Raw genomic sequence first — 19,429 nt, forward strand, 5'->3', positions numbered from 1 at the left:
CTTCCGGCCGCGGAAGTGGAACCGGGACAGGCAGTAGGCCGCGGGCAGGGCCACAACCAGCAGGATGGCCAGAGCCAGCACGGTCACAATCACGGAGTTGAGCATGTAGTCGCCCATCTTGGCCGTGCCAGTGGAAGCCCAGAGGCAGGGACCAGGGATTGCCGTAGAACTCGCTGTTCTGCTTGATGGACGCCATGAACACCCACGCCACAGGCACCAGGATGCACACGGCCAGCGCAATCAGCACAACATAGATAAAGATTTTATAGATTCTCTCGCCAGCACTTTTTTCTTTCATCACAGTCCCTCCTCTCTTAGAATTCCAGCGGCTTACGCTTGGTGGCCTTATTCACCAGGGCCGACAGGGCGAAGGAGAACAGGAAGACCACCACGCCGATGGCCATGGAGTAGCCATACAGGCCGGCGTCCTTCTGTCCGTACATATAGCTCAGGGCCACCTCGCTGGCGCCGTTGGGGCCGCCGGAGGTCATGGCCTTGACGAACAGGAAGGCCATGTTGATGGTGGAGATGATGAAGAAGGTCAGGGTAGTGCGGATGTTGGTCCAGATGAGAGGTATGGTGATCTGGAAGAACTGCTTGACCCGGCCGGCGCCGTCCAGGCTGGCCGACTCATACAGGCTCTGAGGCACGCTGGCCATGGAGGCCATGTACATGACCATGTAGTAGCCGATGGCCTGCCACACCATGGCGATGATGATACTCACCATAACCAGGGGGGCGTCCTTCCAGAGAACAGTCACGGTTTGACCGGTAATCATGGACAGCAGGCTGTTGAGCATACCGTTCTCGGGCTTGTAGATAGCGGAGAAGATACCGGAGATAACGACCACGGAGAGGATGTTGGGGATGTAGAAGATCACGCGGAAGACATTCTTGCCCTTGACATTCTCACGGGTGAGGATTCCAGCGAACACCAGCGCGAAGGCGAAGGTCACCATGGTAACCACCACAATGAGGAGGATGGTGTTCTGCATGGAGCGGATGAACAGGGAGTCGTTGATGAGGGCCTTGAAGTTGGCCAGACCCACAAAGGTCTCGGTGGGGGAATAGGCGCCTCTCTCAAAGAGAGACATGCGGAAGACGTTGATGGTGGGGATAATCATGAAGATGACGAAGAGGATCACTGCGGGGGCCACGCACAGCGCAACAAAGCGGCTGCGCCCCTTATTCTTTTTCACACGCTCAGCTCCTTTCTGCGCCGGCTTTGGCCGGATACGCGGGGACACACACAGATATCAGGGAGCAAAAGGGACGATGAGCAGCCTGCTACTCATCGTCCCCCCTGCTGTCCTGAATACTGGTTATTCAGTTTATGACTTCAGGTCTTAATTACTGGAGATTGGCGCGCATCTGGTCGCTGGCGGCCTTGATGCTGTCGATCCACTCCTGCTCGGTCATGGAGCCGGAGACCAGGGAGTTCACGGGGTCGAAGAAGACCTCGCGGACGGTGCCCAGACCGGCCACGGACTTGTAGGAGGCGAAGGAGCCCAGAGCGGCCTTGGCGCCGTCATCATAGATGCCGTAGAAGATCTGGTTGTCGCCGGTCAGCTGGTCCACGATGCCGGTGACAGGCTGAGCGGCGCCGGCGGCGGCGAACAGGTCAGCGGCGGTGTCGCTGTACATGAAGGCGATGAACTGCTTGGCGGCGTCGATGTGCTCAGCGCCGGCGGGGATCCACATCTGCTCGAAGAAGGTGTAGCTGTAGCGGTCGCCGCCCTCGGTCAGAGCGGGCAGAGCGGTCATGCCCCACTCGAAGCCGTCAGCGCGGGGAGCCTCAGCCATCTCGCCCACGATCCAGGTGCCGTTGGGCATGAACAGGGCCTTGTTGTCCAGCACCAGCTGCTGGTTCTGGGTGAAGTCCTGGTCGTTGGCCTGGGCGGGAGTGATGGGGTTGGTGTAGGTGGCCAGCTTGGCAACGGTGTCGAAGGCCAGCTTGGCCTCGGGGGTGTCCCAGATGCCCTCGGCGTAGTGGGTGGCGTCAAAGAAGAACTGCTCGCCGCCGGCCTCGTACATCAGAGCATAGAAGAAGGCGTCAAAGTAACCGGTGGTGGGGTAAGTAAACAGGGAGATGCCCTCAGCAGCGGCCTTGTCGCCCAGCTCCCACATCTCGTCCCAGGTGGTGGGAACCTCCCAGCCCTTCTCCTCGAACAGGCCCTTGTTGTAGAACAGGCCGCAGGGGGAGTAGAACATGGGGGCCAGATAGGTCTTGCCGTCGGCGTAGGGGTTGGTGATAGAGCTGTCGTTGACGAAGCCGGGGATAATCTTGTCGGCCACGGTGGCGCTCTCGCCGGGCACGGTCATGGAGAGCACGTCGGTAATCTCGGCGATGTTGTGGTCCTTGATGAACTGCTCGGTCAGGCCGGCCTCACGGCCGGTGGCCAGGTGAATCACGTCGGGGTACTCGCCGCCCTGCATGGCAGGGCCGATAACGTCCTCCAGCTTCTTGTCAGTCACCAGGTCGACCTGGATACCGGTCTGATCGGTGAAGGCATCGGCAACCTGCTGCCACACCTCAGTGCCGTAGCTGGTCTCAATGGCGGCCACCTTGATGGTCTCGCCGGTGGTCTCGCCGCCGGACTGGCTGCCGCTGGGAGCGGGAGAGTTGGCGTCGCCGCCGGGGGTGCTGTTGGCGCAGCCGGCGAGGAGCGAAGCGGAGAGCGCGAGGGTCAGGCCGAGAGCTGTGAGCTTCTTCAGTTTCATTTCCTTGTAACCTCCTAATAAAGTTTCCGTTTTCACCGTTTGTGAGGCATTTGACCGCCTCTGCATGGTTCTAGTATACCGCTTCCCGGCGGGATATCAATGTTATTCTTGTCCTCAATTTTATAGATATTGCTTTTTAATCTATTTTTGATAGTAAGCTCAAAAATAGGACAGCATTTTTGTGCACAAACAAAATTCGATATCAATCACCTCCAATGTGCTTCAAAAATCTTAACATTCCACCCCCTTAAAGAAAAAAGTGTTTTTTTCACATTGCACAATTTTGCTCCATGCTTTATAATGATAGGCGGTCTTCTGGCTTTCCCCGCGCAATATCTATAAAATTGCATTAAAGTGCTGAAGTGAGATGGTTTTCTTGAGCAACAGCCGATACGACCTGGGTCAGGGCGGTGTGGCCCCCCTGGACCGTTCCTCCACCCGGTTGCTATATGTGAGCACCGCGAAATACGGCGGCGACTGGCACAGCCTGCCCCACACCCACACCTGTACGGAGATTTTTTATGTGGTGGGCGGCATGGGAAAATTTCAGATTGAGGAGCTCACCCTCTCGGTGGCAGTGGATGACATGGTCATCGTCAATCCCAATGTGGAGCACACCGAGGTCAGCTTCAACGCCAGCCCGCTGGAGTATATCGTCATGGGTGTGGAGGGGCTGGAGTTTGCCGCCGGGGAAAATGGAGACGACCGCTACCGCTTCATCAACTGCGGCGGCGGACGTGAAGACACCCTTTATTATCTCCGGGCCATGCTCAGCGAGATTGAGACCAAGGCCAGCGGATACGACCTGGTGTGCCAGGACCTTCTGGAGGTGCTGGTGGTGCGGCTGATGCGCCGCACCGACTTCTCCCTCACGCCTGCCGCTCCCGGCGCCCGCTCCAGCAAGGAGTGCGCCGTTGTCCGCCGGTACATTGATAGTCATTTCAAGGAGAGCCTCTCCCTGGATATACTGGCCGAGGTGGCCCATGTGAACAAGTACTATCTGGTGCACACCTTTTCCCGGGAGTACGGCATCTCCCCCATCAACTACCTCATTTCCAGGAGAATTTCCGAGAGCAAGCACCTGCTGGGTGAGACCGACCACTCTTTGAGTCAGATCTCCCACATGCTGGGCTTCTCCTCCCCCAGCTACTTCTCCCAGAGCTTCCGCAAGCTGGAGGGAATCAGCCCCATGGAGTACCGCAGGCAGTCCAAACAGCAGCGTCCTTCATAACAACATCTGCCGGGAGGTGATGTTCCATGATGTTTCATCCCGTCGTGCTGAACCGGCCCATCCAGGTGGACCGGGTGGTGACCGTACATTACTTTGAATACTCCAGCGACTACTACTTTGAAGGTGAGCGCCACGACTTTTGGGAGTTCCTCTATGTGGACAAGGGCGAGCTGGACGTGCTGGCAGGGGATCGCCAGCTGCGTATGACCCGGGGGCAGCTTATCTTTCACGCCCCCGGTGAGTTTCACGCGCTCCGGGCCACCGGCACCTCGGCGCCCAACCTGGTGGTGGTCAGCTTCTACTGTGACGGACCGGACATGTCTCGTTTTGAGGGACGGGTGGACACCGCCGGCGACGTGGAGCGGGCCCTTATGGCCCGCATTGTGGAGGAGGGGGCCGCAGCCTTCTCCACCCCGCTGAATGACCCCACCACCACCGCCATGGAGCGCAGTCCGGACGCCCCCTTCGGCGCCGAGCAGCTGCTGGGCGCCGCCATTGAGGAGCTGCTCATCTCCCTGCTACGCCGGGACGGCGCCGCCGCTCCCCCGCCCGCCAGCCTGATCCGCACCCGCGGCCGTGAGGAGCTCTTCGGCAAGGTCACGGATTATCTGCGGGACAACCTGGGCCGCAGCCTCACCCTGGAGGAGGTCTGCCGGGACAATCTGGTAGGCCGCAGCCGGCTGCAGCAGATTTTCCGGGAGCGCACCGGCGGCGGTGCCATGGAATACTTCGGCAAGCTGAAGATTGAGCGCGCCAAGGAGATGATCCGGGAGGGCAGCCGCAATTTCACCGAGATTGCCGCCGCCCTGGGCTACCAGTCCATCTACTACTTCTCCCGCCACTTCAAGAAGGTCACCGGCATGACCCCCAGCGAGTACGCCTCCAGCGTGAAAATCCTGGCGGGCAAGACCCGCCCCGGCGGCAGCGGACGGTAACATCAGCGGCTTCACCGGACGATTCTGCAAATATCGTGCACTCCGTCAGAAAGTGCAACCCTTTTGTGTAAATATTGTGGGGAACTGTCTATTTCATTTCAGCCGTCCCCCGATTACAATGTGGACAGTGAAACAATTATAAATGAAAAGGAGCGTTTTTTATGTCTATTCTGGTCAGCGGCGGCGCCGGCTACATCGGCAGCCACACCTGTGTTGAGCTCATCGAGGCCGGCTACGATATCGTGGTGGCCGACAACCTGTGCAACTCCAGCGAGGAGGCCGTCCGCCGTGTGGAGAAGATTGTGGGCAAGAAGATCCCCTTCGTCAAGGCTGAGCTGTGCAACCCCGACGAGGTGGAGGCCCTCTTCACCCAGTACCCCGACATTGACGCCGTGATTCATTTCGCCGGCCTGAAGGCTGTGGGCGAGAGCGTGGCCAAGCCCCTGGAGTACTACACCAACAACCTGGTCAACTCCCTGGTGCTCCTCAATGCCATGCGCCGCCACGGCGTGAAGAACTTCGTGTTCTCCTCCTCCGCCACCGTGTACGGCGACCCCGCCACCGTGCCCATCCGTGAGGATTTCCCCACCGGCGGCACCACCAATCCCTACGGCACCACCAAGCTCTTCCTGGAGCGCATCCTCACCGATATCTGCGCCGCCGACCCCACCCTGAACGTGGCCCTGCTGCGGTACTTCAACCCCATCGGCGCCCACGAGTCCGGCCTTATCGGCGAGGACCCCAACGACATCCCCAACAATCTGGTGCCCTACATCGCCCAGGTGGCTGTGGGCAAGCTGGAGAAGCTCCACGTCTTCGGCAATGACTATCCCACCCCCGACGGCACCGGCGTGCGGGATTACATCCACGTGGTGGACCTGGCCCGGGGTCATGTGGCCGCGCTGAAGAAGCTGGCCACCAACTGCGGACTGTTCGTGTGCAACCTGGGCACCGGCAAGGGCTACTCCGTGCTGGAGGTGCTCCACGCCTATGAGAAGGCCTGCGGCAGGACTCTGCCCTATGTGATGGACCCCCGCCGGCCCGGCGACATCGCCACCTGCTATGCCGACCCCGCCAAGGCCCGGGATGAGCTGGGCTGGGTGGCCCAGTACGGCATCGAGGACATGTGCGCCTCCAGCTGGAAGTGGCAGTCCATGAACCCCAACGGCTACAAGGGCTGAGCGCCCTTTCTCCCCCCAGGGGAGCTATCGCTGAGGAGCAAACCTGATTGAGGAGCATTGAGGAGGCTTTTTGATTATGAACAAACCTGTTCTTGTGGTCATGGCCGCCGGCATGGGCAGCCGGTACGGCGGTCTCAAGCAGCTGGACCCCGTGGGCGCCCACGGCGAGCTCATCATTGACTACTCCATCTACGACGCCAAGCGGGCCGGCTTTGAGACCGTGGTCTTTGTCATCAAGCCGGAGATTGAAGCGGACTTCAAGGCCGGCATCGGCGACCGCCTGAGCAAGGTGATGGACGTGAAGTACGCCTACCAGCTCAGGGAGGACCTGCCCGAGGGTTACTCCGTCCCCGAGGGCCGAGTGAAGCCCTGGGGCACCGCCCAGGCCGCCCTGGCTGCCCGGCATGTGGTGGACGGTCCCTTCGCCGTCATCAACGCCGACGACTACTACGGCCCCGAGGGCTTCCGTGAGATCTACAACTACCTGGTGGACCACCCCGACAAGGACGGCGTGTACCAGTACGCCATGGTGGGCTACCTGCTGGAGAACACCGTCACCGAGAACGGCCACGTGGCCCGGGGCGTGTGCGTGGAGAACGAGAACCACGAGCTGCTCAGCGTTACCGAGCGTACCCGCATCGAGAAGGGCGAGACCTGCCCCCGGTATACCGAGGACGACGGTAAGACCTGGACCGACCTGCCCGGCGACACCATCGTGTCCATGAACCTGTGGGGCTTCACCCGCAGCTACCTGGACGAGGCCTGGAAGCGCTTCCCCGCCTTCCTGGACGACGCCCTCAGGAACAACCCCATCAAGGGCGAGTATTTCCTGCCCAGCGTGGTGAGCCAGCTCATCGCCGAGGGCAAGGCCCGTGTTGAGGTGCTCCGCAGCCGTGACAAGTGGTACGGCGTGACCTACAAGGAGGACAAGCCCGTTGTTGTGGCCGCCATCCATGCCATGACCGAGTCCGGCCTGTACCCCGAGAAACTTTGGGAGGAATAAGAGACCATGTCCAATACCGCTGAGCTGCATCTTCAGGAGGCCCTGGCCGCCTATGACTTCGGCGCGCCCCTGGTGGGAGCCGTCCGTTTCGGCAAGGGCCACATCAACGATACCTTCTGCGTCCACACCCAGCCCCCCGAGGGCGACTGCGTGCGCTTCATCCTCCAGCGGGTGTCCAACGCCGCCTTCTCCCGTCCCGACCAGCTGATGGCCAATGTGGTGGGCGTCACCGACTACCTGCGCAAGGTCATCGCCGCCGAGGGCGGCGACCCCGACCGGGAGACCCTCACCGTGCTGCGCACCCGCACCGGCGAGAGCTATTTCACCGACAGTGAGGGCCGTGCCTGGCGCGTGTTCCCCTTCATCGAGGACACCGTCTGCCTCCAGGCCGCCGAGACCCCCGAGCTCTTCGAGGCCTCTGCCCTGGCCTTCGGCCGCTTCCAGCATCAGCTGAAGGACTACCCCGCCGACACCCTGTACGAGACCATCGCCCGCTTCCACGACACCGAGAACCGGCTGGCCAACTTCAAGAAGGCCCTGGAGGCCGACGTGATGGGCCGGGCCAAGGACGTGCAGCCCGAGATCGACTTTGTCATGGCCCACGAGGCCGACTGCTCCGTGGCCATGTCCGCCCTGCGGGAGGGCAAGCTGCCCCTGCGGGTCACCCACAACGACACCAAGCTCAACAACGTGCTCATCGACCGGGAGACCGGCAAGGGCATCTGCGTCATCGACCTGGACACCGTCATGCCCGGTCTGGCCATCAACGACTTTGGCGACTCCATCCGCTTCGGCGCCAACCACTCCGCCGAGGATGAGCGGGACCTGTCCAAGGTCAACTTTGACCTGGATCTCTTCGAGGCCTACACCCGCGGCTTCCTCACCGGCTGCGCCGGCAGCCTGACCCCCGCCGAGCTGGAGTACCTGCCCTGGGGCGCCAAGCTGATGACCCTGGAGTGCGGCATCCGTTTCCTCACCGACTACCTGGAGGGCGACCACTACTTCGCCACCCACCGGGAGGGTCAGAACCTGGACCGCTGCCGGACTCAGTTCAAGCTGGTGTCCGACATGGAGAAGGCTTGGGACGACATGGCCGCTGTGGTCAAGAAGTACGCCTGAGGGCGGCTCACACATCAGAATACATAAAAAAGCCTTCCGGGAACCTGTGTTCCCGGAAGGCTTTTTTTGCAGTCTGTTACGCCAGCATCTGAGCGGCGGCAGCGGCGGCGCTGGCCGCGTCGGCGGTGTAGCAATCAGCGCCGATGGACTGGCAGAATTTCTCGGTCACGGGGGCGCCGCCCACCATGATCTTCACTTTATCCCGGATACCGGCCTCGCTGGCCCGGCGCACCACTTCCTCCATGACGGGCATGGTGGTGGTCAGCAGGGCGGAGCAGGCGATGATATCACAGTGCTGCTCAATGGCGGTCTGGACAAAGGTATCGGCGTCCACATCCACGCCCAGGTCAATGACCTCAATGCCCTTACCCTCAAACATCATGCGCACCAGATTCTTGCCGATGTCGTGGAGATCGCCCTTTACGGTGCCCATACAGGCACGGCCCAGAGGCTCCGCATCGTTGCCGGACAGGAGGGGCTTGAGAATTTCAGTGCCCGCATTCATGGCACGTGCGGCGATGAGCACCTCAGGCACAAAAATTTCATTGTTCTGGAACCGCTCGCCCACAATATTCATACCCGCCAGCAGCCCCTCCTCCAGGATCTCCTTGGCGGAATAGCCCTCCTCCAGCGCCTGGGGCACCATCTGCTTGACCAGCTTGGCCTTGCCCTTCTGCATGGCCTCGGAAATGTCGTTAAGAATGCTCATAATGATGATCTCCCTTTCTTTCTTTGGTTATGTTCCCCACCGTCCGGCCAGGCACTGCGCTCCTTTTCTGTCTCCAGCCTGCCGCGCCGCTCCCGGAACCGGCCCGGCGTCACACCGGTATACTTTTTGAACACCTTGGTAAAATAGCTCTGATCGTCAAACCCGCACCGGTCGCAGATCTCCGCGATGGATGCGTTTGTGGTGAGCAGCATGGCCTTGCTCTTGGAGATGCGCAGCTCACTGAGATAGCTGTTGAAGGTCTCCCCCATCTCCTCCTTGAATACCTTGCTGAAGTAGGAGGAGGACAGGCCCACATATCCGGCGGTCTCCTCCAGCGTCACCTTACCCTGACAGTTGCGTTTGAGATACTCAATGGCTTTATAGATAACGTCCTTGTGCTTGACATCCACCAGGCAGAACACGGAGCTCACAAACCGCTCGGTCACCCGTGTCAGCCACAGCACCAGATCCTCCGCCGTGCGCAGGTGGTCAATCTCGTTGAGATGGCGGAAGTTCATATCGAAAATCATGTTCTGGTCGCTTCCGCCGTCCACCGCCGCCCGGGAGAGCACCACCATCAGCTCCAACGCCCTGGCCCGTATGAGCCGGAAGTCGCCGCCGGTGGAAAAGAGGATATGTCCCAGCAGCTCATTGAGCAGCCTCCGGGCGGTGGACTGGTCTCCTTCGGTGATGGCGTGGACCAGCTCCCGTTCCTTGGCCAGCGGGTAATCCCGCTCCGCCCGCTCCAGCTTGAGCTGCTGGATATAGACGCCGATGTCCTGCTGCTGGGCGGTCTCCTCCCGGTGGGCCAGAAGGGCCGCGCTGTTGTCCCCCACATAGACCGAGGCCGCAAAGAGCAGCGCCGACATATGGGAGAGCCGGGCGGGTTCCATGGCCGGGGAGCTCTCCAGCGCCGTACACAGCGAGGATACTTCTTCCGCCGCAAGCCCCTGCCACGCCTTGGGCTCGCCTGCCAGATAGTCCTCCACATCCATAATCAGCGCCGGGCCGCCCACCAGCGCCCCCGCCGCCTGTCCTCCCACCATGACGGGAGAGGCAAAATAGGCCAGACCGGAGGGGCAGAAGTAGATGTACCGCCCGCCGAACCGCTCGGCCTGGGCAGCGCCGTACAGATGGAGCTTGCCGCAGCGGAAGGGCAGACCATGGCTGGCCATGATGGCGCGGCAGGCGCTGCATCCCTCGCTGCCCACGCTGGTTTTGAACAGCACCTCCCCTTCCCGGTTCAGTACTGCGCAGCTGACGCCGCAGGCAGCGGAAAAGGACTCCACTGTCTCACGCGCCACGTTGAAATCGAACAGGCACGCCTTCTCCCGGCCCGTATGTCTCTCCATCTCAACTCCCCCGCATCTGTCTTGCTCCGACTTTCCTCTTGCCGCGGTAATTTTTTCTTCTTTTTTGTACAGATTTATTATAGTTCCATCCTTTCGGCTGTGCCATAATTATTCCATTTTAATTGGTACTTTTTTGTGATGGAACTTTCTCCCATTACCAAGCGGCCGTTTTTATCTATACCATTGTAATTCAATTTGTCAGCCGCCGCAATGCGCGTTTCGTCCCGCCGGGGTACGGGCCGCTTTCTGGAATTTTTACAGAAGCTGGCCGTATGCCGTCGCCCATGCCCGAAACGGCAGGCTCTGGAATTTTCCGGCATCCAGCGCTGTGTGACTTTGGCAGTGACGGCGGGATGTTTTTGCGGAAAAAGCGGTCATATTAAAAGAGGCGCAGCATGGGTCGGGACGGTCCATATGCGCATAAACTTCATGCGCCGCAGGTCTTTGCCTGTTTTGGTGGTACGCTCTTGGCGCATGAAGTTTTATTCTTTTTTCAGAGAGGTGGTTTTATGAAGGAGGAAGAACGGGGACAGCGCGGGACGGCTGCGCTGCGGCTCCTGGCGGTCTGCCTGGCGGCGGCAGGGCTGCTCTCTCTTGCTCCGGCGCCCGCGGCGGCGGCGGGACCAGAGGGGACGGCCCTGGAGGCCTGGAGCTTTGGCGGCGGAGCGCAGCCGTCCGCAGAAACGGAGCAAACTGTGATTCCGCTGGGCCGGGCAGTTGGCATTAAACTCTTCTCCGACGGCGTTCTGGTGGTGGGCCTGTCGGAGATCTCCACGCAGCAGGGTTCCCAGACCCCTGCCAAGGACTGCGGCCTTCAGGAGGGGGACATCATCACCCATATCAACAGCGAGGAAGTGGACACCATTGAGGAGGTCCAGGAGATACTCCAGGAGGTAGGAGACCGCCAGATGAGCATCCGCTGCCTGCGTGGAGAACAGCAGCTCCAGATGACCGTCCAGGCCGCCCAGTGCAGCGCAGACGGCACCTATAAGCTGGGCGCCTGGATCCGTGACTCCATGGCGGGCATCGGCACCATGACCTTCTACGACCCGGAATCCGGTGTCTTCGGCGCCCTGGGCCACGGCATCAGCGACATCGACACCGCCCTGCTGATGCCGCTGTCCTCCGGCTCCATCATGTACGCCGAAGTGACCGATGTGAAGAAGGGTGAATCGGGCAATCCCGGTGAGCTCCACGGCGCCTTTCAGGTGTCCCAGGACATGGGCGACCTGTACGCCAACACCCAGAGCGGCATTTTCGGCCACCTGACCGACGAGAGCCTGGCAGCGGGCCTTGAGCCGGTGGAGGTAGCCACCCGTGACCAGGTCCAGCTGGGTGAGGCCACCATTCTCTCCAACATCGCCGGGGACGCGGTGGAGGAGTACACGGTGGAGATTACCCGCATCTATCCCCAGAACGACGACGACCCGAGAAATATGATGATTAAGGTGACGGACCCCCGCTTGCTGGAGGCCACGGGGGGCATTGTCCAGGGTATGAGCGGCAGCCCCATTCTGCAGAACGGCAGACTGGTGGGCGCGGTAACCCATGTGCTGGTCAATGACCCCACCCAGGGCTACGGTATTCTGGCGGAGAACATGCTGAATACCTCAGCAGACGCTCTGACCTGACTGTAAAGATGGGCCCGGCGGAGCACTCCGCCGGGCCCATCTCTTTTCCTCCCGCAATTGACCGAATTGCAGACATATGTTATAATATGGGAAAATATTATGTCAATTAAAGCCGCAGGAGGGAACCGACATGAATCAGACCAAGCTATCCATCTATCTCTGCCGCCTGCTGCGGCACGCCCCCGAGGACGCCGGGCTGGATATGGACCGCCACGGCTGGGTCAGCACCGCACAGCTGATTGAGAATATCAACAAGGCCGGGCGGTACCACCTCACCATGCCCGATCTGGAGCAGCTTGTGGCCACGGACAACAAGGGCCGCTACCGCTTCAGCCCGGACAAGCGCAGAATCAAGGCCTGCCAGGGCCACTCCATCCCCTGGGTGGAGCCTGAGCTTACCCCCGCCGCTCCGCCCGCCTACCTGTACCACGGCACTACGGAGCGTGCCTGGAGCGCCATCCAGGACAGCGGATCCATCTCCAGAATGTCCCGCCACGCGGTCCACATGCAGGCGGAGGAGTCCAAGGCCTGGCAGTCCGCCTGCCGCTGGCGGCAGGCGCCGGTGGTGCTGAAAATTGACGCCCAGGCCATGGCAGCCGACGGGATCGCCTTTGGTGTGTCAGACAACGGCGTGTGGTGCACAGAACAGGTGGATACCCGCTATGTATGCGCTGTTCTGCGGCCCTGTTCCTGAGGAGTCCCCCTCCTTTTTCTGACATCCATTCCCCCGATTCGACCTTCATGGTCGAGAATAGTCGAATCCTTTTTATCCATTTATTTCCATTTTCCTCTTGCGCTCGCTGTCTATTTATGGTAAATTATAGCCAACCGGTAATGACATCTGGCCCGCGGCGCTATCTCAACAAGCATACGCTTGGAAAGGACGAGGACATGGAGAACAAAATCAGAATTTTGACTGCGGACGCGGGAGAGGAATTCCGCAGCCTGCTCAACGACGCGCTCAGTGAGGAGCCCGATATGGAGGTTATCGCCTCCACCGGTGACGGACAGGAGGCCATTCGTCTGGCAAAGGAGCTTGGGCCGGACGTTGTGGCCATGGATCTTGTTCTCACTCGGATGGACGGGCTGGAGGTCCTCGCCGAGCTGGCAGCACTGACGCCCCGCCCCCGGGTTCTGGTAATTTCCAGCTTTGCCAGCGGCGCTGTGGCCGCCCATGCCGCCTCCGCCGGTGCGGATTATTACCTGATGAAGCCCTGCCGCATGACCACCGCTGCCGAGCGCATCCGGCAGCTCTCCGCCCTGAGCCAGTCCGGTCAGGAGGAGGAGGCCCGTCCCGCTGTCCGGGAGCAGAGCCTGGAGAGCACCGTCACCTCCATCATACATGAAATCGGCGTTCCCGCCCACATCAAGGGCTACCAGTACCTGCGGGAGGCCATTATCATCGCCGTCCAGGACATGGACGTGATCAACGCCGTCACCAAGGTGCTCTACCCCGAGGTGGCCAAGCGGTTCAATACCACTGCCTCCCGGGTGGAGCGTGCCATCCGTCACGCCATCGAGGTGGCCTGGGACCGGGGCGACCTGGATCCAGAAGTATTTCGGCTACACCGTCTCCAACGCCAAGGGCAAGCCCACCAACAGCGAGTTTATCGCCATGATCGCTGACCGGCTCCAGCTCCAGCAGCGGGAAAAATAAACGCCCTGTCGATTGCCGCCGTATTCCTTATTTCGGCAGCAAATACTCCCAGCTTATCGGATCGCATGCTCCGATAAGCTGGGAGTATTTTGCTATGCAAAAGCATAGCAAAAATAGCCATGTGCCGCTTCCAGCGGTATGGCCATAAAATCACAGCGCGTGGTTACAGCAGCTCCAGCGCGCCGAAAAACTGCGGCGCGTGGAAGTCAGGCTTGGGCAGGTCGATGGGGCTCCAGCTGATGAAGTGGGGCTGGGGCGTATCGTCCCCGCACTTGTAGAAATTGGCGTACAGCACGCCGCCGGGGGCCAGTTCCAGGTTCCACAGGCCCTTCAGCGTCTCGGCCGGAATCTCCAGACAGGCCTCCCACCACGCCTTGTTCACCCGGCTGCGCAGGACAGGCCTGGGCAGGCCGCTCTCCGCCAGCCGCAGACGGTTGTGCCGCCCTTCCCCGACACAGCACAGCAGCGCACCCGCACTGTTGCACTCCAGGTTCATATAGCTCCCCTGCCGGTCAGCGGCCAAAAACGCCTCCATACAGCTGTCCTTCCACACCGGGCCGTCCTGTTCCCGGCAGCGGACCGTAGGGTCTGCCTCCCGGCACTCCATACGGATATAAAGTGCCTTTCCCGGCGTGTATGCGCACTGAAAGATAGTCTCCGGAGTATATGTGGTGCCCCAGCAGGCGCAGGCCGCCTGCTCCCGGGGAATGGCGTCCCAGTTGGGCTCCCCCTCTGTTCTGGTGACGCCGTATCGCTTTTCCATAACCAACGCTCCTTCTCCCCTGCCGGGGCATCCCTGATCAGTTTACGCCCAGAGGGCGCTGTCCGCCGGTATTATAGCACGCAGTCCCTCCGTCTGAAAAGGGGAAGACCGCTTTTGCACATTGTGTATAACTCATTTGGAAAAAATGTTTCAATTCTTGGTTTGACAAACGCTTTCAAAGGTCTTAGAATCAAAAACCGGGTTCCGACCATATTCGGAAATACACAACGCCCGGAGGCGAATGCTGTGAAAATTATCTGTCAGATCGCCATTATCTTCACCATCTGCTGGATCAGCCAGATTGTGGAGGCTATTCTGCCCTTTCCCTTCCCCGCCAGCGTCATCGGCATGGTGCTGCTGCTCATCCTGCTGCTGGTCCGGGCGCTGAAGGTGGACCACATCCGTGAGAAGTCCGACTTTCTGCTGTCCAATATGGCCTTTTTCTTCATCCCGGCCGGCGTGAGCATCATCAACTACTTTGACATTCTGGCCAGCAATCTGATTCCCCTGCTGGTCATCTGCCTGGTGAGCACTCTGCTTACCTTCGCCGTCACAGCCTGGGCCGTGCGGCTGACAAGATATCTCATGGATCGGAGGAAGAAATGATGGCTGAACTCTTTGCCTCTCCCTTTTTCGGCATCGCCCTGAGTGTTATCGCCTTCTGGGTGGGCGTCCGCATCCAGAAAAAGACCGGACTGGTGCTGTGCAACCCGCTGCTCATCGCCATCGTTCTGGTGTCCGCCGTGCTGCTGGTGTGCCGCATCCCCTATGAATCCTACAACCAGGGCGGTGCCATCATCAATATGTTCCTGGCCCCCGCCACCGCCTGTCTTGCCGTGTCCATCTACACTCAGATCAACCTGCTCAAGGAGAACTGGCTGCCCATCCTGGTGGGCTGTACCGCCGGTTCCATCACCTCCATGGGCAGTATCTATCTCATGTGCCGCCTCTTCCGGCTGGACGAGGCCGTCTCCGCCTCCCTGATCCCCAAGTCGGTGACCACCCCCATCGCCGTCAGCATCTCTGAGAATCTGGGCGGCATCCAGGCCATTACTGTGGTGGCCGTCATCATCACCGGCATCCTGGGCAGTATCCTGGCCCCTGTGCTCATCAAGCTCTTCCGGGTCAAGGACCCGGTAGCTGCCGGTCTGGCCATCGGCGCCTGCTCCCATGCCGTGGGCACCTCCAAGGCTCTGGAGCTGGGTGAGACTGAGGGCGCCATGAGCGGCCTGGCCATCGGCATCTGCGGTATCCTCACGGTCATCTTCTCCCTGTTTCTGATGTAAGGCCGATACATATATAACAAAGAGGTATCCCTGTGGGCTTGTCCCACAGGGATACCTCTTTGTTGCTTTCAATCCCTCAGGCCGTCTTGGAGGCGACCTCCATGGCCCGGAGAAGCATGGCCGCCGCGCTGCCGCGGTCCACGCCCTCATTGGGGGCAAAGGTTCCGTCCGGCTTGCCGGTGATGATACCCAGCTCAGTGGCCTTGGCGATGTAGTAGAAATCCTCTGTCACATCGGGATAGACGGTACTGGTGACGGTGCCGTCGTCCTCATACCCCAATGCCCGGACCAGGAGCTTGACCACTTCCGCCCGGGGCATGGGGTCAGCAGGAAAAAAACCGTCGGCATAGTCCTCCTGTTCCAGATATCCATAGGCGCACAGCGCGCTGATATACCATTCCGCCCAGGTGCCCGCCGTGCCGATCAGGGGTGTATCCGCGCCGCCCACAGGCAGGGTCTTGCCGTTGAGGTAGGGCATGGCCCCCCACACCAGCTTGCTCATGGAGGCCCGGTCCACCTGCTCGTCGGGGGAGTAGGTGCCGTCCGGCTTACCGGTGACCACCCCCATGGCCCCCAGGACGCCGTAGTACTGGGCGGCCCAGTGGGTCTGCTCCTCCTGGGGCAGGCGGGAGAGGAAGGCCGCCGTCTCCGCCGCCAGAGGGTCGTCTATGGACTGGCTGTACCAGGTCTCGTAGAGCTTCTTCAGGTTGGAGTTGACCGCCAGGAACTTATAGCGGAAGTGGACCTCGCCGGATACGCCCAGTTCCCGGTTCAGGGTCAGCTGCTGGGTGATGGCATCCAGCCCGTTCCAGGGGGAACCCTCGGTGCCATCGTCGGCCAGGTAATCCGCCATGCCGATATACAGCTTGACGCCTGTCCCCTTCACCGTATCGCTCCACCAGCGGGCGATGGTCTCATAGTCCATGGTGGGGTGGCCGATGTACCAGTAGATCTGGGGGCATATGTAGTCCACCCAGCCCTCCTTCACCCACTTGCGGCTGTCGGCGTAGGCGGCGTAGTAGCTCTCATAGTTGCCGGTGGTGGCGGAGCCGGCGCTCTGGTGGGTACTGTCCGCCCACACGCCGGAGGGAGACACGCCGAAGGACAGCTCCGGGTCCAGAGCGTGGAGCCGCTCATCCAGGCCCTGAATCAGCTGGTTGACGTTATCCCGCCGCCAGTCGCCGATATTGTCGAAATCCCCACCGTACTGCTTGAAGGTCTCCTCGTCGTTGAAGCTGCGGCTGGGGTAGAAGTAGTCGTCCAGGTGGACGCCGTCCACATCGTAATTGCGGACCAGCTCCTCCGCCCCCTGGATCACCAGCTCCCGCACTTCGGGCAGGCCCGGGTCCAGGTAGTAGTTGCCGTCACACTCCACCACCCACTCGGGATGCTGTACGGCGGGAGATTTGGCGTCCAGCGCGGCAAGCTCACTCTCGCCGCCCTTGGTGATGCGGAAGGGGTTGATCCAGGCGTGGAGCTCCAGCCCCAGGGCGTGGGCCTTCTCCACCCAGTAGGCCAGGGGGTCAAAGTTGTCCTCAGGCGCCAGGCCGGAGGCACCGGTCAGGTACTTGCTCCAGGGGAACAGCTCTGAGGGATAGAGGGCGTCCCCCGAGGGACGCACCTGGAGGATCACCGCGTTCATCCCCATGTCTACGCAGTTCTCCAGAATCTCATCCGCCTGGGCCTTGAGGGCGTCGGCGTCGGTGGTGGCGGCGTTGGGGTAGTCCAGGTTGTACACCGTGGCCACCCAAACGGCCCGGAAGTCATCCCGGGCGGCGCTGGGGGCATTGGCCGCCTGGGCCTCCCGCTCGCCGCCGGAAGCAGGCCCGCAGCCTGCCGGAAGCGCCAGCAGCAGTGCCGCCAAAGCCAGCAGCGCCACCATTCTCCGTTTCAGCTTCATGGTCTCTTTCTCCGTTTCCAATCAGATTTCCTCTGCCCGACTGGGTTGAGGAAGGAATATACGGGTAACATTATATCATATCCGGCCCAAAATGGTAGACATAATTTCTTGAAAAATGACAACCTTTTTCCTCCTTTTCGTTTTTTCCAATCACGGACGCGCTTTTCTTTGATTATTTGTTGAAAAATTCTGATTTAATTTGATTGAAACTGCTTGACACTTTTTAGAAGTGGTGCTATATTCTCCTCAGAAATAATAAAAACGCGCAAAAAGGAGCCATAACATGCTGACACAGGAGCGATATCAGCAAATTCTTCAGATGCTTGCCCGGAAGCGGACCGTGACCGTGGCGGAACTTACCCAGACGCTGGGCGCCTCAGAGGCCACGATACGCCGGGACCTGAATGCGCTCCATGAGATGGGCCGGCTGAACAAGGTACACGGCGGCGCCACCGCCCTCTCCTCCCCCTTCGCCACGTCGGAGGCCGACGTGCGCACCAAGTCCGCCCTCAATGTGGAGGAGAAGGTCCTCATCGGCCGGTATGCCGCCACACTGATAGAAGATGACGATTTTGTCTACATCGACGCGGGCAGCACAACGGAAAAGCTGGTGGAGGCCATCGGCGAGAGCCGGGCCACCTTTGTCACCAACGGCATCGCCCACGCCCAGCACCTGGCCCGTAAGGGGCTCAAGGCCTACATCCTGGGCGGGGAGCTCAAGCCGGCCACCGAGGCGGTGGTGGGCGCCGTGGCCGCCCGGAACCTCCAGAAATACAATTTCACCAAGTGCTTCATGGGCGCCAACGGCATCTCCGCCAAGGCCGGCTTCACTACGCCGGATGCCGAGGAGGGCATGCTCAAGAGCGAGGCCTTCGGCCGGTCCTACATGGCCTACGTGCTGGCCGACCACACCAAATTCGACTGGGTCTCCCCCGTCAGCTTTGCTCCCATCGAGAAGGCCTGCATCATCACCGACTACCTGCCCGACGAGAGCTACCGTTCCTTCACCATTATCGAGGAGGTCTCGAAACCGTGATTTATACCGTTACCTTTAACCCCGCTCTGGACTATGCCGTCTATCTGGACCATCTGGAGATGGGCGCGCTCAACCGCACCCGCGGAGAAGAGCTGCGCTGCGGCGGAAAGGGTATCAACGTCTCCATTGTCCTGCGCAACCTGGGCATGGATACCGTGGCGCTGGGCTTTCTGGCCGGATTCACCGGTCAGTGCATTGCCGCCTGGCTGGACCAGCTGTCTGTCCAGAGCGACTTTATTATGCTTCCCTCCGGCATGAGCCGCATCAATATCAAGCTGAAAACCGGCCTGGAGACCGAGATCAACGGTCAGGGCCCGGACATTCCACCTCAGGCTCTGGAGGAGCTGCTGGTGAAGCTGGACCGCATTTCCAGGGGCGACACCCTTGTCCTTGCGGGCAGCATTCCCGCCTCCCTTCCTGTTGACATATATGAGCGCATTCTCTCCCGCCTCTCCGGGCGGGGCATCCGCTGCGTGGTGGACGCCTCCGGCCCCCTGCTGCGCAACGTGCTCCAGTACCACCCCTTCCTGATTAAACCCAACCACACCGAGCTGTCCGAGCTGTGCGGCGTATCCCTGGCAGCTGACGATTTTGCCGGCGTCAGGGCCTGTGCCGCCCAGCTCCAGGAGCAGGGCGCACGGAACGTGCTGGTCTCCCTGGGGCCCAACGGTGCCCTCCTCCTTACCGAGGACGGACAGGTCCTCCACCAGGAGGCCGCCGCCGGTACGGTGCGCAACTCGGTGGGCGCCGGCGACTCCATGGTGGCCGGTTTCCTCACCGGGCTGCACCTGACGGGCAGCTACCGGGAAGCGCTCCAGATGGGCGCTGCCGCCGGTGCCGCCACCGCCTTCTCCGACCACCTGGCCACCCGCCGGGATGTGGAGGCCCTGCTCAACACCCTGTAA

The 19,429-nt window shown here is 60.8% G+C and carries 17 protein-coding genes and 2 pseudogenes; 12 read left to right on the plus strand and 7 right to left on the minus strand.

The annotated features are described in order from the left end of the window. The 3 genes and pseudogenes from ACOX7T_RS13740 to ACOX7T_RS13750 form a co-directional block, all read right to left on the minus strand. Positions 1 to 298, minus strand: a pseudogene (locus ACOX7T_RS13740) (carbohydrate ABC transporter permease); the annotation flags it as partial. A 16-nt stretch (positions 299 to 314) separates the two neighbouring features. After that, positions 315 to 1,199 carry a carbohydrate ABC transporter permease gene (locus ACOX7T_RS13745; protein WP_433443756.1) on the minus strand — a complete coding sequence of 295 codons (885 nt, stop codon included), beginning with the start codon at positions 1,197 to 1,199 and terminating at the stop codon, positions 315 to 317. A gap of 151 nt (positions 1,200 to 1,350) precedes the next feature. Further along, positions 1,351 to 2,721 carry a carbohydrate ABC transporter substrate-binding protein gene (locus tag ACOX7T_RS13750; protein ID WP_433443758.1) on the minus strand — a complete coding sequence of 457 codons (1,371 nt, stop codon included), beginning with the start codon at positions 2,719 to 2,721 and terminating at the stop codon, positions 1,351 to 1,353. Positions 2,722 to 3,088: 367 nt separating this feature from the next. On the opposite strand from ACOX7T_RS13750, the gene ACOX7T_RS13755 reads away from it, so the two are divergent. The 5 genes from ACOX7T_RS13755 (at position 3,089) to ACOX7T_RS13775 (ending at position 8,190) form a co-directional block, all read left to right on the plus strand. Continuing rightward, entirely contained in the window at positions 3,089 to 3,952 is an 864-nt protein-coding gene (locus tag ACOX7T_RS13755) for an AraC family transcriptional regulator (RefSeq protein WP_433443761.1), read from the plus strand. Positions 3,953 to 3,978: 26 nt separating this feature from the next. Continuing rightward, positions 3,979 to 4,887 carry a helix-turn-helix domain-containing protein gene (locus ACOX7T_RS13760; protein WP_433443763.1) on the plus strand — a complete coding sequence of 303 codons (909 nt, stop codon included), beginning with the start codon at positions 3,979 to 3,981 and terminating at the stop codon, positions 4,885 to 4,887. Between the two features lie 161 nt (positions 4,888 to 5,048). Beyond that, entirely contained in the window at positions 5,049 to 6,068 is a 1,020-nt protein-coding gene (gene galE, locus ACOX7T_RS13765) for a UDP-glucose 4-epimerase GalE (protein WP_433443765.1), read from the plus strand. 76 nt (positions 6,069 to 6,144) lie between these two features. Further along, entirely contained in the window at positions 6,145 to 7,071 is a 927-nt protein-coding gene (locus ACOX7T_RS13770) for a nucleotidyltransferase family protein (RefSeq protein WP_433443767.1), read from the plus strand. Positions 7,072 to 7,077: 6 nt separating this feature from the next. After that, complete coding sequence (locus tag ACOX7T_RS13775; RefSeq protein ID WP_433443769.1) at positions 7,078 to 8,190, plus strand: phosphotransferase enzyme family protein; 1,113 nt, start codon at positions 7,078 to 7,080, stop codon at positions 8,188 to 8,190. A gap of 76 nt (positions 8,191 to 8,266) precedes the next feature. Here the strand turns inward: ACOX7T_RS13775 and ACOX7T_RS13780 are convergent, their stop codons facing one another. Then, positions 8,267 to 8,899, minus strand: coding sequence for a corrinoid protein (locus ACOX7T_RS13780; protein WP_433443771.1), 633 nt, complete (start codon positions 8,897 to 8,899; stop codon positions 8,267 to 8,269). Continuing rightward, entirely contained in the window at positions 8,896 to 10,251 is a 1,356-nt protein-coding gene (locus tag ACOX7T_RS13785; RefSeq protein ID WP_433443773.1) for an AraC family transcriptional regulator, read from the minus strand. The genes ACOX7T_RS13780 and ACOX7T_RS13785 overlap by 4 nt, the downstream gene beginning before the upstream one ends. 509 nt (positions 10,252 to 10,760) lie before the next feature. On the opposite strand from ACOX7T_RS13785, the gene spoIVB reads away from it, so the two are divergent. The 3 genes and pseudogenes from spoIVB to spo0A all read left to right on the plus strand — a co-directional run bounded on the left by spoIVB (position 10,761) and on the right by spo0A (position 13,539). Next, positions 10,761 to 11,882 (plus strand): SpoIVB peptidase, encoded by a 1,122-nt coding sequence (spoIVB, locus tag ACOX7T_RS13790; RefSeq protein ID WP_433443775.1) that lies wholly within the window; start codon positions 10,761 to 10,763, stop codon positions 11,880 to 11,882. Between the two features lie 130 nt (positions 11,883 to 12,012). Then, the gene (locus tag ACOX7T_RS13795) at positions 12,013 to 12,576 is read left to right on the plus strand and encodes an RNA 2'-phosphotransferase (RefSeq protein ID WP_433443777.1); all 564 of its coding nucleotides are present in this window, start codon (positions 12,013 to 12,015) and stop codon (positions 12,574 to 12,576) included. A gap of 197 nt (positions 12,577 to 12,773) precedes the next feature. Then, a pseudogene (gene spo0A / locus ACOX7T_RS13800) lies at positions 12,774 to 13,539 on the plus strand (sporulation transcription factor Spo0A). A 163-nt stretch (positions 13,540 to 13,702) separates the two neighbouring features. Here spo0A and ACOX7T_RS13805 read toward each other — a convergent pair. Then, a complete protein-coding gene (locus ACOX7T_RS13805; protein WP_433443779.1) occupies positions 13,703 to 14,302 on the minus strand; it encodes a carbohydrate-binding family 9-like protein in 600 nt (199 codons plus the stop codon). 246 nt (positions 14,303 to 14,548) lie between these two features. Between ACOX7T_RS13805 and ACOX7T_RS13810 the strand changes: the two genes are divergently transcribed. Together ACOX7T_RS13810 and ACOX7T_RS13815 are read left to right on the plus strand one after the other, a co-directional pair. Then, positions 14,549 to 14,908, plus strand: a complete 360-nt coding sequence (locus ACOX7T_RS13810) for a CidA/LrgA family protein (RefSeq protein WP_277216267.1) — start codon at positions 14,549 to 14,551, stop codon at positions 14,906 to 14,908. Then, positions 14,908 to 15,588: an LrgB family protein gene (locus tag ACOX7T_RS13815; protein ID WP_433443783.1), complete on the plus strand. Its 681-nt coding sequence runs from the start codon at positions 14,908 to 14,910 to the stop codon at positions 15,586 to 15,588. Before ACOX7T_RS13810 ends, ACOX7T_RS13815 begins: the two co-directional genes overlap by 1 nt. 76 nt (positions 15,589 to 15,664) lie before the next feature. Here ACOX7T_RS13815 and ACOX7T_RS13820 read toward each other — a convergent pair whose 3' ends face one another. After that, entirely contained in the window at positions 15,665 to 17,488 is a 1,824-nt protein-coding gene (locus ACOX7T_RS13820) for a family 10 glycosylhydrolase (RefSeq protein ID WP_433443786.1), read from the minus strand. Positions 17,489 to 17,771: 283 nt separating this feature from the next. Here ACOX7T_RS13820 and ACOX7T_RS13825 point away from each other — a divergent pair, with 283 nt between their 5' ends. Further along, positions 17,772 to 18,524 (plus strand): DeoR/GlpR family DNA-binding transcription regulator, encoded by a 753-nt coding sequence (locus tag ACOX7T_RS13825; RefSeq protein WP_433443789.1) that lies wholly within the window; start codon positions 17,772 to 17,774, stop codon positions 18,522 to 18,524. Then, a complete protein-coding gene (gene pfkB, locus ACOX7T_RS13830) occupies positions 18,521 to 19,429 on the plus strand; it encodes a 1-phosphofructokinase (protein ID WP_433443791.1) in 909 nt (302 codons plus the stop codon). The genes ACOX7T_RS13825 and pfkB overlap by 4 nt, the downstream gene beginning before the upstream one ends.

Origin of the sequence: Pseudoflavonifractor sp. (assembly GCF_050943825.1) — a bacterium.
Classification (GTDB): Bacteria; Bacillota; Clostridia; order Oscillospirales; family Oscillospiraceae; genus Pseudoflavonifractor.